This is a genomic window from Azospirillum soli (assembly GCF_017876165.1).
Lineage (GTDB): Bacteria > Pseudomonadota > Alphaproteobacteria > Azospirillales > Azospirillaceae > Azospirillum > Azospirillum soli.
In genome coordinates, this window is sequence record NZ_JAGINQ010000005.1 from 113,731 (window position 1) to 126,203 (window position 12,473).

Annotated in this window: 10 protein-coding genes; 4 read left to right on the forward strand and 6 right to left on the reverse strand. The window is 64.6% G+C overall.

What is annotated here, in order from left to right; all coding sequences use genetic code 11:
* Window position 1: 1 nt before the first annotated feature.
* The gene (locus J2852_RS10215; RefSeq protein WP_209874818.1) at window positions 2–778 is read right to left on the reverse strand and encodes a hypothetical protein; all 777 of its coding nucleotides are present in this window, start codon (window positions 776–778) and stop codon (window positions 2–4) included.
* Window positions 779–1,064: 286 nt separating this feature from the next.
* Here J2852_RS10215 and J2852_RS10220 point away from each other — a divergent pair, with 286 nt between their 5' ends.
* The 3 genes from J2852_RS10220 to J2852_RS10230 all read left to right on the forward strand — a co-directional run bounded on the left by J2852_RS10220 (window position 1,065) and on the right by J2852_RS10230 (window position 5,534).
* A complete protein-coding gene (locus J2852_RS10220; RefSeq protein ID WP_209874822.1) occupies window positions 1,065–2,240 on the forward strand; it encodes a carboxylate--amine ligase in 1,176 nt (391 codons plus the stop codon).
* Window positions 2,241–2,556: 316 nt separating this feature from the next.
* Window positions 2,557–4,707, forward strand: a complete 2,151-nt coding sequence (locus J2852_RS10225; RefSeq protein WP_209874826.1) for a carbohydrate-binding domain-containing protein — start codon at window positions 2,557–2,559, stop codon at window positions 4,705–4,707.
* A 557-nt stretch (window positions 4,708–5,264) separates the two neighbouring features.
* Window positions 5,265–5,534 carry a hypothetical protein gene (locus J2852_RS10230; protein ID WP_209874829.1) on the forward strand — a complete coding sequence of 90 codons (270 nt, stop codon included), beginning with the start codon at window positions 5,265–5,267 and terminating at the stop codon, window positions 5,532–5,534.
* 96 nt (window positions 5,535–5,630) lie between these two features.
* Here the strand turns inward: J2852_RS10230 and J2852_RS10235 are convergent, their stop codons facing one another.
* Window positions 5,631–6,467 carry a response regulator transcription factor gene (locus J2852_RS10235; RefSeq protein ID WP_209874832.1) on the reverse strand — a complete coding sequence of 279 codons (837 nt, stop codon included), beginning with the start codon at window positions 6,465–6,467 and terminating at the stop codon, window positions 5,631–5,633.
* Between the two features lie 699 nt (window positions 6,468–7,166).
* Window positions 7,167–7,682, reverse strand: a complete 516-nt coding sequence (locus J2852_RS10240; RefSeq protein WP_209874835.1) for a response regulator — start codon at window positions 7,680–7,682, stop codon at window positions 7,167–7,169.
* 1,010 nt (window positions 7,683–8,692) lie between these two features.
* Between J2852_RS10240 and J2852_RS10245 the strand changes: the two genes are divergently transcribed.
* Complete coding sequence (locus tag J2852_RS10245; RefSeq protein WP_209874838.1) at window positions 8,693–9,427, forward strand: response regulator transcription factor; 735 nt, start codon at window positions 8,693–8,695, stop codon at window positions 9,425–9,427.
* 25 nt (window positions 9,428–9,452) lie between these two features.
* Here the strand turns inward: J2852_RS10245 and J2852_RS10250 are convergent, their stop codons facing one another.
* Genes J2852_RS10250 through J2852_RS10260 form a run of 3 tightly spaced genes read right to left on the reverse strand, consistent with a single transcriptional unit; the run spans window position 9,453 to window position 12,434 of the window.
* The gene (locus J2852_RS10250) at window positions 9,453–10,970 is read right to left on the reverse strand and encodes a tagaturonate reductase (protein ID WP_209874841.1); all 1,518 of its coding nucleotides are present in this window, start codon (window positions 10,968–10,970) and stop codon (window positions 9,453–9,455) included.
* A gap of 34 nt (window positions 10,971–11,004) precedes the next feature.
* A complete protein-coding gene (eda, locus tag J2852_RS10255) occupies window positions 11,005–11,643 on the reverse strand; it encodes a bifunctional 4-hydroxy-2-oxoglutarate aldolase/2-dehydro-3-deoxy-phosphogluconate aldolase (RefSeq protein ID WP_209874844.1) in 639 nt (212 codons plus the stop codon).
* Window positions 11,644–11,672: 29 nt separating this feature from the next.
* Window positions 11,673–12,434, reverse strand: coding sequence for a GntR family transcriptional regulator (locus tag J2852_RS10260; RefSeq protein WP_209874847.1), 762 nt, complete (start codon window positions 12,432–12,434; stop codon window positions 11,673–11,675).
* Between the last annotated feature and the right edge of the window lie 39 nt (window positions 12,435–12,473).

Consider the following 12,473-nt stretch of genomic DNA (forward strand, 5'->3'; position numbering starts at 1 on the left):
ATCAGATTGGGAAGTTCCGGTCCCCGTCATGCAGCAGCCCGTTGAACACTTTCGGGAAGTTCTTCAGCATGTAGCGGCAGAGCTGGTCGGTCCGCCGGTCGCTCAACATGCCCCACAGCTGATCGAGCGAGTTGACCTCGCACCACCATTCCGGGTGCAGAAGAAGCTGGATGTGCGGCTTTCCTTCCTCCAGCCAGCTTTCCAGCGTTTCGTGAAACGCCAAGCTTCGGCGGGAGTCGGACAGGTAAGATCCGCTGTCGAAAACACGGTCATCATAGGCGTTCACAAAACGGGCGTAGCGCCGGCCGAGCACCTCGCGGGAGGGGCGGTGGAAACTCACCGCCCGATCCACGTCGATGATGCGGTGGAGCAGCCAGTCGAAGGTCTGCTCGATGGCCTGTTCGTCCGCCCCGATCAACTGCTCGTCGATGTGCAGTCCGACGCAATGGCCCATCGCCCGTAAATCGCGAATGATGTCGAGCGTTTCCGGCACGAAAAGGGAATAGGTCTCGGCGTTGATCTGGAAGAAGAAGTTGGCTTTCACGCCGTGCTCGTGCTCGATCCGGCCGAGGTGGATCGCCATGGGCGGCGAAATGTCCACGTCGTGGCGCAGGTAGAACAGCGGGACGCCGGAAATCGGGCCGCCTTCGCCGACCTCGTCGAACCGTGAAAAGCGGTATCCCTTGTCCAACGCCTTTGTGAGAATACGGCGGAAGATCTCGTCCCCGAAACGCACGTCCGGATCGTTGCCTTTTGGGATCACATCTCTCTGGCGCAATCCATCCCTCCCCTGGCCCCGTATCGGGCCCCCTTTGGGCCGGCGCTTTCGGTCTCCGCAAGTCTGTTTTCGTAACCGGCGGGCCGCGGTCTTATTTTTTCATCCTATGAGCCGTATCGAAAACGATCAAGGCGAAAAAAAGAAGGACGACAAAAAGTCCGTTTCCCCGCGTCATCCCTCGAAAATGGACTTTCTCCAAGGGCGGTTTGCTGAGAGGATGCCGGATGCATCGATAACAAACCATACCAAATCTGTTTTCCAACAGCGCCCGAACCGAGGAGGAAGCATGAGCCGCATGCATAAACGAGCGCTGGCCTGTGTTATGGGCAGCATGGATCTGGTGCGGGCGATCGGTTTGGCCGGCGTGGATTGCGCCGTGGTGGCGCGCCCCGGCAGCCCGACGCTCTACTCCCGCTTCACCAAGGCGGCGCTGTCCTGGGCCGATTTTTCGGCTTCCACGGACGTTCTGGTCGAAGCGTTGAAGGGGTTCGGCGAGGCGCAGGCCGAGCCGCCGGTGCTCTACTTCGAGACCGACGCACAGCTGTTGCTGGTGTCGCGCCATCGGCGGCGTCTGGCGCAGGCGTTCCGTTTCGTGCTCGCCGACGCGCAACTGGTTGAGGATCTGGTCGACAAGTCCCGCTTTCAGGCGCTGGCGGAGCGCCTTGGCCTTCCGGTTCCGGCGACGCGGCGGCTGCACCTGTCGGCGGAGGCCGAGGCTCCGGACCTCGATCTGCGCTTTCCGGTGATCGTCAAGCCGCACCGGCGCGACAAGGCGTGGCGGGAGGCCGGCAAGGCGTTGCGGGTGGACAGCCCGTCGGGGCTTCGCGCCCTGTGGCCACAGCTGGCGGCGGGGCGTCAGGATCTCCTGGTTCAGGAAATGATCCCCGGTCCGGAATCCGCCATCGAGAGCTATCACGTCTATGTGGACGAGCGCGGCTCAATTGTTGGGGAGTTCACCGGGCGCAAGATCCGCACCTATCCAACGGTGTATGGGCACACCACCTCCCTGACGATCACCGACGAGGCCGACGTCTTGGCGCTGGGGCGTTCGCTGACGGACCGGCTGGGCTTGCACGGCGTCGCCAAATTCGATTTCAAGCGGGCGCCGGATGGACGGCTTCACCTGCTGGAGGTCAATCCACGCTTCAACCTGTGGCACCATCCCGGTGCCGTGGCCGGCGTGAACCTACCGGGGCTGATCTACGGCGACCTGGTCGGCCTGCCCCGTCCCGCGGCGATGCCCCAGGCAAAGGCCGGAACCCGCTGGGTCCATTTGCTGAACGACCGGTTGGCCGCTCAGGAGTCGGGGATTCCCATGTCGGCTTGGTTGCCTTGGGCGCTCGGCTGCGAGGCCAAGGTGGCCGTCTCCTGGGACGATCCCATGCCGCTGCTGCTTGGGTTGTGGCATCGCCGCTTCTCCGCCTCGAACGAGTCCGGCCACGCTTTCCACAGGACGGCTTAGGGGCCGGAAACTCCAGGCGCGCCGCCGCTTCGAGCGGTGGTGCGCCTGTGATGCGGCTGCAACGTGTGGCTAATTTGCCGCTATTGTATAGAATTTTTCGCAAACATGTCTGACTTTGGCCCTATTACGCCGACCTATAGTCCGCGTGCAAATGGAACCGCGTCGGAGTGGCGGTGGGTTGGCCGATCCTCTGGCCGATGCTGAAAAGCCCGCTGCTGCCGGCGCCGTCTGGCGACGCTGTCCGGGGGCTCCGCCACGAAAACCCGACGCGGGTTCCAAAGGTTTATACGCACGCACAAAGTAGGAAAGCACAGCTATGGCCGACATTTACGTCTCGATGACCGGCTCGGATTCCAACGCCGGCACTCAGGCTTCGCCGTTCAAGACGATCCTCAAGGCCTCCCAGGTCGCCACGGCCGGCACGACGGTGCACGTCGCCCCCGGCACCTATCAGGGCGGCTTCAAGACCTACGCGAGCGGCACGGCCTCGGCTCCGATCAACTATGTGTCGGACGTGAAGTGGGGCGCCAAGATCGTTCCGCCCAGCACCTCCTCGTCCAACACCGCCTGGGACAACCGCGGCGCCTACGTCACCATCGACGGGTTCGAGGTGGACGGCTCGGGCAGCTACGGCGGCACGCAGTGGCGCTGGGGCATTTTCACGGGCGGCACCCATTCCGGCATCGTGAACAGCAAGGTGCACGACATCGCCCGCAACGCGGCCGCGCTGGGTGATTCCAACGGCGGCGCCGGCATCCAGGGCGACGGCTACTACGGTGGCACCAACTTCGACCTCAGCAACAACATCGTCTACAACGTCGGTCCGGCCAACACGACCAACGGCCTCATCCACGGCATCTACATCTCCGCGCCGGGCACGGTCGAAAACAACCTCGTCTACGGGGTCCCCGGTGTCGGCATCCACCTGTGGCACGACGCCCACCACGTCGACATCATGAACAACACGGTGTTCAACAATGGTGCCGGCATCCTGGTCGGCGCAGGCGACTACGTCACGGGCAACGCCCCGGCCGACTATGTGAACGTCGTCAACAACATCGTCTACAAGAACGCGTACAACGGCATCACCGAGCAGGGCACCACCGGCTCGCACAACACCTACATCAACAACCTCGTCTACGGGAACGGCAACAACTGGGATCTGGACGCCGGCAAGACCCACACCGGCACCATCTCCGCCGATCCGAAGTTCGTGAACTACATCGCCACCGGCGGTGGTGACTACCGCCTCGCGGCCGGTTCGCCGGCGATCGACGCGGGCAAGACCCTGACGCAGGTGACCACCGACCTCGACGGCGTGTCGCGCACCCAGGGTGCCGGCTACGACATCGGCGCCTACGAGTACAAGTCCACCACGACCCCGGCCCCGACTCCGGAGCCCACGCCCACCCCGACGCCCACGCCCACTCCGACCCCGACCCCGACGCCCACCACGGGCATGACCAAGATCATCGTGAACGCGCAGGGCACCCCGGCGGGCGGCGTGAACGCGCACTTCAACCTGCTGGTGGACGGCAAGAAGGTTGGCGAGGGCGTCACGGGCACGACGGCCAAGGACTATTCCTTCGACACCAGCGTGACCGCCGACACGGCGCACAAGGTGCAGGTGCAGTTCGACAACGACGCCTACATCAACGGCCAGGACCGCAACCTGATCGTCAACAAGATCACCATCAACGGCAAGGGCGTCCTGCCGACCGACAGCATCGTCACCTACGACAAGGGCGCGCTGGACGGTCAGGATGTGATCAAGGGCCAGTCCGGCATGTGGTGGGATGGCACCCTGGTCGTCGGCGCCGACAAGAGCTACTTCCCGGCGGGCACCGGCACGACCCCGACGCCGACGCCGGCCGGCGCGTCGACCATCGTGATCAACGCGCTCGGCAACCCGGCGGGTGGCGTGAACGCGCACTTCAACCTGCTGGTGGACGGCAAGAAGGTCGGCGAGGGCGTCACGGGCACGACGGCCAAGGATTTTACCTTCAACGCCGACATCGCGTCCGGCACCGGGCACAAGGTGCAGATCCAGTACGACAACGACACCCACATCAGCGGTCAGGACCGCAACCTGATCGTCAACAAGATCACAATCAACGGTAAGAGCGTCCTGCCGACCGACAGCATCGTCACCTACGACAAGGGTGCGCTGGACGGCAAGAACGTCTCGGCCGGCCAGTCGGGGCTGTGGTGGAACGGAACGCTCGTCGTCAATGCCGACAAGAGCTTCTTCCCGACGACGGCCACCACGGCGGCCACTCCGCTGGGTGAAGCCGATCAGCTGAACGTCTACAGCCACCTCGTGGCCCAGGGGCAGTCGGTCGAAGGCACCGACGTCCTGTCCGCAACCTCGGCCGACGTCATGGCCCATGGCGTCGACTTCAGCGCCTACGCCGCCGCGGCCGATCATGCGATCGATCCGCTGCACCACCAGCTCGACGCCGCTTAAGGCCCGGCTGACTGTACAACGGACCTGCATGCGGGGAGCGCCTTCGGGCGCTCCCCGTTTTGCTTTATGGGGGGGCCGGCGACAGCGTCCCTTCGGCGTAGAGTCTGGGGTGGGGGTCATCCTTTCCGGTGAGAAGGCATCATTCCCGACCGGAAATGGTGAGGAGCCCGCCCGAGAATAGGTACAAGCACTTACTGTTTCCCCGCGCACCGATCCGCCACATTGTGAACTGTTCCTTGCGGCCGCCCTTTCATAGAATGGCAAAAAATTAAGCAATCAAACTCTGTGATGGTGAGACCGCTACACTGCCGTCCAAAACTCTTTGCGCGCATGCGCGCTCGCGATGATTTGCAAGGATAACCATCGCCTTTGTCCGTCCGCCTTTGTCCGTCGCCATAGCCCGCCAAGGCACGCATTTATGGAAACTTTTGCCGCGCCGCCAAAAGGCCTTTCCGGTGGATGGGGGGCGGCGGCGCCGATCCGGAGAAGCTGTAATGCAGATGACGAATGCGATGCGATCACAGCACCATAATTCCGACGGCATCTGGAGCAACGGCATGGTGAACGCCAGCCTGCGCGGAATATCCGTGTCGGAGGCCGAATGTGTCCTGGCCAACATCTGGCACCGCGTCGAGGAATATGGCGCCGACGCGCCGCGGATGCAGTTCGACTTTCACCGCGACGGAAGCATCAACATCCAGCTGTCGTTCACGGATCCGGTGATCGCGGCGCTCGTCTTGAACGGGCTGACCACGGACACGGACGGCCGGGACCACCGAAAGGCCGCCTCCATCCACGCGCCGGATCCCATGGCTCCACCCAGTTGAGGGAGCCAAGCCGAGAGCGACCTTGAGCCAGCACGGAAAGCGCCACCCGCTGGATGAAGCCAGCGGCGGCGCGATTCCGTAAGACGCCCTGGCGACTTAGTTCAATGGATGTTCGTTGAAGGTCAGATAAACGGCTTGCGTGCGGTTGGTCGCGCCCAGCTTTTTCAGGATGTTGCGGACATGCACCTTGACCGTGCTTTCGCACATGCCGAGTTCGTGGGCGATGATCTTGTTGGCCTTGCCCTCGCGCAGGCATTTCAGCACGGCGATCTGACGCGGGGTCAGCCCATTCTTGCGGTCGTCGCCGCAAACCGCCCGCTCGGAGGCCGCCCGCTCGGCACCATTCGACAGTTCCGGCGCGGTCGTCTCGCCCTGCATGATCCGTTGCAGGAAGGTCGTGGGGATGAAGGTCCCGCCGGCCCCCACCAAGCGGATCGCCTCCAGCGCGACTGAAAGCCCCACGGTCGTGGGGATGTAGCCGCGCACGCCGAGGCGGAAGGCGTCGAGCGCGGCGCCCGCCTCCTCGCGGTCCGCCAGGATGATCAGCGGCGTGTCTTCGAGCAGGGCGATCAGCCCGCTCAGTTTTGAATGAAAATGCGGGTCCGTCGACGCCGTCCCGCTGAAATGGCACAGCACCACATCGGGAGCGGGCGCACCGCCGAGCATGGCTTCCACGTCGGCGACCGACGCAGCGGTCAGGACATGCAGGCCCCGATCGCACAGGTTAAGGCTGATCGACAGGCATTCGCGCGTCAGCGGCGTGTCATCCAGGAGAAGCGCCGTGATTTCCTGACCGTAAGTCTTTTTCATCCCGCCGCCCGTTCGCGTCGCTTCGCCCTGCTGGCCGGTGCGCGGGTTGCTGTAGGACAGCGGCGCGATGGCGTTGGGGTCGAACGCCGGGGGCACCGGCAGTGCCTTCCTGTACGAGAACATGAGACCTCCCTAGCTGTTCGCCCCTTTTTCCGCCGCTTGACGCGCGGGGCTTGCGTTTTCGTCGCTGGTGACGATGGTCTTTCCTTGCCCGGAGTGGGAAAGTTCAGCCTGTTTCCTTGGCTCTTTCCCTTTGTTTTGATCCCTCGATCAAGCGCGATGTCGCTTAGCCGGTATGTCCTTCGTGTTCACGTGCAGTGGCTTGCAAACCGCGCAGGCGTGCCGTGCCCGCGCAACGTCGTTCCCGATACCAATTCAGGCGCCGAACTCATGCATCAATAATGTCCAATACCAATAGAGAAGCTTCGGTTCCCTCAGTATGCGCAAGACTTCGGCGCAGTTGCATCGTTCTTCGGATTCTTCGTTCTTAATCCGTGTCCGAGCATTAACGGCCTTCCAGTTTGCGCTCTTGGAAAATTTAGAAGGCTCGTATAGCACCTGACGCATACACCATCGTCAATAGCAAACAAGCCCAGACCGATGCATGTAATTATTAGTCGTATACCTCTTAATAGGTGAGCGTTGCAAAATTATCGTTCTGAATTACTCTCAATGGAGTGTTCCACCCGCATAGGCCAGGACGCATAGTCAACAAGGCGAAGCTCGCGCGATCGATAAAGCTGGCGCCCCCATCCGCACGGGCGCGAACGGCCGATCCATTTTAAAAGATCCATTGAAGGGTGGGGCCCCGGACGGTCCCCGTCAGGTGCGGCCGGGAACGACCGTCGCGCCTTGATGAATGCGGCGCAGGGAGTCGATGACGGTGGAGAGGGGGGCCGTGCTGGACACGATGCCGCGCAAATTCAGGCGCATCGCCGTGTCCACCGCACTGGGCTCGGTCCGGTCGGCAAGGATGGCGATGGGCGGATGCGGCTGTTCGGCGAGCAGCCGTTTCAGCATCCGGGCCACGGCGCCACGGACAAGGCCGGCCCGCCCGACACAGACTAGGACGACGTCAGCCTGCCCAAACGCTGCGGGAAGATCGGCCAGCGCCTGTTCGGTTGTCCGATGGGTGACGGAAATATCGGGCGTGCTGGCGTTGATCGCGGCGGCGAGGCTCTGGCCAAGCATCGTCCGGTCGTCGATCACCAGCACCGCGATGCGCTCAACGCCGTTCGGCCGTCCCCCCGAGCGCGCCTTCGGCTCGGCGCCCTCCCGTTCCGGAGCGGTCGCCGGGCTTCTGCGGCGGATGTTGGCCGGCACTCCAAAGCCAACCATATTCATGACCACCGGACGATTGCGTGGGCAGGAAGGCTTGCCGGAAGGTTCCTTCCGCGATTTTGGCGGGACGCACGCTGGATTATAAGTCTTTTCCGGACTTCAGGCAGGTATTAATTTGGATTACAAGAGATACCGTGTGCGGCGCACCCAATGTTTATAGGAAAAATAGTTGGAGATGGGGCCTGTTTCCTGCCAATCTGCTGCGGGCTCCGGTTCGGGGCAGGACATCACAGTGAAAGCGGGCAATGCTCCTTGGAATGCTCATTTTCTATCTGCTTGGGGTATGTCTGATCTTCACGGTCGGCTTTTTTGCCGATGACACGCTGCATGGACGAAACTCGCCTCTGGCTTGGCGCGCACTGGGCGCGGTGCTGTGGCCCGTGGCGCTTCCTTACAGTGTCGTGATGGGCGTCCTGGCGCGCCGGCGCCTCACCACCCCTGCCGAAGAGGATAGGCCGCAACCCCGGCCCATCCGACAAAAGGACGAGGGCTCCTGACGCCTCCAACGGTCACGCCCGCTGGTGGAGTCTTTGGAAGGACGGGATATCCATTCCCTCCTCACAATTGACCATGACGGGTGGTAGGCGGCAATCGGGCCATTCCAACCGCCATCGGAATCGGTACGCGGGGGTTCTCCTTCCCGTGCGGCGTTGCCCCTAAGTGTGCATTTACGAACTGCTTGTTTCTGGTACATTCAGAGCACTTAATGCGATGTGCGCAAGCATCCGTGACCAGGGCCACCACAAGGCCGCGCCAAGTGCGTAGAAGCGGATATTGCTGCTGGAGGAAAGTCGCCGACAAAGGCAGCCGTCCGTGCTGCACCGCCCGATCACATCTTCAAAGCATCAAAGCCTCTGTTGTGCGTAACTCCACCGCCGTTTCTAAGGCGGACGGAAAACTGTCCACGACGCTGGAGCGAACACTGCCGCGTAGCGGCTGGAACGAGGATTGCCGTGCAGCGATAGCCCGCTGCCACTAAGGCGTCGGTGCCACATGGAGGGAACAGAATGACCAGCAACGGCATGCCCCACCCCGCGCTGTCCCCGAATTCAACCTTGTCCATCGTCCTGGCGGATCCGAACAGCCTGACGCGGGACTGCTTCGCGCTCAGCCTCGGCACCCTGTGCGAGGACATGGCCGTGCATCCCGTCCCGTCCCTGAAGGACGTGGGCATGGCGGTCGGTCGCGCCGAAGGGGGCGAGGTCGTTCTGTACAACATCGGTTCCGAACCGCTTCAGGGCACCGTCGCGGCCGACGTCAAGGCGGCCGTGTCGGCGCTGCACCCGCTGCCGCTGGTCATCATCTCCGACCGCGACGACATCGACATGATTTTGGAAAGCCTGCGCCTTGGCGTGCGCGGCTACATCGTGTCCAGCCTCGGCCTGGGCGTGACGCTGGAGGCAATCCGGCTGGTCGCGGCCGGGGGGACCTTCGTGCCGGCCACCTCGCTGCATAAGCTTTCCCAACCGGCAGTGCACCGCAACGGTTCAGCCGGCGCGCCGCCGTTGCCGCAGGACAGCATCGGCGGCCTGACGCCGCGCGAAATGGCCGTGCTGAACTGCCTGCGCGAGGGCAAGTCGAACAAGATCATCGCCTACCAGCTGGGCATGTGCGAGAACACGGCGAAGGCCCATGTCCGCAATGTCCTAAAGAAGCTGGGCGCGACCAACCGCACCGAGGCGGCCTATCTGGCGCACACCCACCAGATGGGCGGCACGCCGCCGAGCAGCAAACAGCATTGAGACGCTGTTCGCGGATGCCGGCCACTTACGTTCCGGCGACCTCGGCCATGGCAACCTTCATGCCCTTGCCCAGAATGGTGGCTAGATGGTGGGCCGTGCGGTGGGCGAGGCCGGGGATGCGGGTCAGATCCTCGCCCCACAGCGCGGCGTCGGCCAGCACCGTGTCCACCAGCGCCTTCGGATCCTTGCCGTGCGTCGCCCAGGCGGCGCTGAGCGTGGCGATGACCGCGGCGTTGTCCTGAATGGGGTAGGGGCCGGCGTCGCGCGTGCCGGTGTAGGCGCCGTTCACCGTCTCGCCTTGATAGAAGCGCAGCAGCGCCGCCAGGGAGAAGGATAGGCCGGAGGGAGCCTCGCCGTGCTTGGCGACGAAGTCCTTCAGGCTGGGCAGAACGCGCACCTGCCACTTGGACACGGAATTCAGCGCGATGGAGATCAGCTCGTGCCGGATGTACGGGTTGCCGAAGCGCTCCATGATCGTCGCGGCGTACTGCTGCCGCTCGGCCTCCGGCAGGGGGACGAAGGGAACGATCTCGTCGAACATCACCCTGTTCAGGTAGGCCGAGACGGTCGGGTCGTCCATCATCGACTTCACGGTGTCCAGCCCCGCGCCATAGGCGGCCAGCGCGCTGGCGGTGTGGGCGCCGTTCAGGATGCGCACCTTGCGGGTGCGGTAGGGCTGGAGGTCGTCGGTCCACACCACGTTCAGCCCCGCCTTATGCAGCGGGAATTCGTCGGCGAGTTTGGGGGCGAGCGCCGCCGGGGCTTCGATCACCCAGACATGGAAGGGCTCTCCGGCGACGGCCAGCGGATCCTCATAGCCCCACTTGGCCGCCAGTGCCGCCGCCTCGTCGCGCGGGTAGCCGGGGACGATGCGGTCCACCAGCGTGTTCAGGAAGTGGTTGTGCTGCTCCACCCACGCGGCGAAGCCCGCCTCCAGGCCCCAGCGTTTGGCGTGCGCCAGAACGATGCGCTTCAGGTTGGTGCCGTTCGCCTCGATCAGCTCGCAGGGCAGGAAGACGAGGCCGCTTTCGGCCGTGCCGCCCAGCGCCTTGTAGCGGGCATGCAGCAGCGCCGCGACCTTGGCCGGGAAGCTGGTCTGGCAGGCGCCGGGGGTGTAGGGCTCCTCGGCGTCGGCGATGCCGGCTTCGGTGGTGTTGGAGACGAAGAAGCGGAGCGCGGGCGAGGTGGCGTGGCCCAGCATCCGCTCCCAGTCCGCATAGGGGTTCAGCGCGTCGGACACGCAGCTGACGACCCGCCGCGCCTCGACCTCGCGGCCCTGCTCGATGCCGCGCAGCAGGACGGTGTAGAGTCCCTCCTGCCCCTTCAGCAGGCCGGCGATGCCCTGGTCGAGCGGCTGCGCCACCGCGACGCCGGCCGTCATCAGGCCCTGGCCGTTGGCGACGTCCACCATCCAATCGACGAAGCCGCGCAGGAAGTTGCCGTCGCCCACCTGAAGGATGGTGACGGGGAGCACCGGCGCGCCTGCGGTGTGCGCCACGTCGAGCGCGCCGCTGGAAAGCCGTTCACGGGTCAGAAGGGACATGGGAGGAATCCTAGGGCAAAGGGGCGCGTACGAGTCAGGCCTGCGGGCAGAGGGCGGAGGCCTCGCGGGCCAGACGCTCGATCTCGCTCCAGCGCCGCTCCTTGACGGCGTCGGCCGGGGTCAGCCACGTGCCGCCGAGCGCGAAGACGTTGGGCAGCGACAGAATCTCGCGGACGTTCTCCGCCTTGATGCCGCCGGTCGGGCAGAAGCGCACCTCGGGGATCAGCGGGGCCATGCCCTTCAGCGCCGGGGCGCCGCCGTTCAGCATGGCAGGGAAGAACTTCAGCTCGCGAAAGCCGTGCTCCCAGGCCATCAGCGCCTCCGACACCGTGGCGATGCCCGGCAGGTACGGCAGGCCGGTGGCCTTGGCGGCGGCGGCGAGCTTGTCGGTCAGGCCGGGGCTGACGAGAAAGCGGGCTCCGGCGTCGCGGGCCTGGGCGAACTGCTCCGGCCGGATCAGCGTGCCGAAGCCGACGAGGGCCTCCGGCACCTTGGCCGCGATGGCCTCGGCGCAGGCGAGCGCCTTCGGCGTGCGCAGCGTCACCTCCAGCGTGGTCAGGCCGCCGGCGACCAGCGCCTGGGCCAGCGGCACGGCTTCGGCCGGATCGTCCAGCACCAGCACCGGAACGATGCGCGGGCCGGACAGGGACGGTTCAAGAAGCGGAAGAGTCATGGTCGGTCCTACCCTCTCGTATTGGTCGTTCATCCCTGTGCTTCGCGGCCATCCATCAGGGAGCCGGAAAAGTACAGGGGCGTGGCGTGGCGGATGTCGTCGATGGTGATCTGAAGATTGTCGAGATGGTCGGCGATGGCGCGTTCGGCGCGGTCGGGGTCATGGCTGGATATCGCGTCCACGATGGCCTCGTGTTCGGCGATCACCACGCCCATGCGTCCCGTCACCGGCAGGGTCAGGCGGCGGCAGCGGTCCACCTGCACCTTGACCTGCTGGATGACCGTCCAGAATCCGGGATAGCCGGCGATCTCCGCGATCAGCGTGTGGAACGCCTCGTCGGCCTGATGGAATCCGTCACGGTCCCCGGCAGCATCGACCTCCTTCTGGCGCTCCACGCAGGCGCGCAACGTGACGATCTGGCTGCGGGTCGCGCGCTCGGCGGCATAGCGGACCGTGGCCTGCTCCAACGCCTTGCGGATGACGCTGGCCTCCGGCAGAACGCCGAGCGGGATGCGCGACACGAAGGTGCCCGACTGCGGGAAAATCTCGACCAGCCCCTCGTCGGCCAGCCGGAGGATGGCTTCGCGCACCGGCGTGCGGCTGACGCCGTAGTCCTGCGCAATCAGCTTTTCCGCCACGGCCTCCCCCGGCTTGCGATGCAGCGAGACGATCGCGGCGCGCAAGTCGCGGTAGATGGTGGTCGCGGTCGTCGGACCACGCTGGGCGGTGCGAGACAGGGGCTTGCCAGCAACCGCAGCCCCCGAAACCTTTGGCGGAATGCTGGATGCCATGTGTGCCAGCCTCCTCAGTGACGTCGTCCTATCATACTA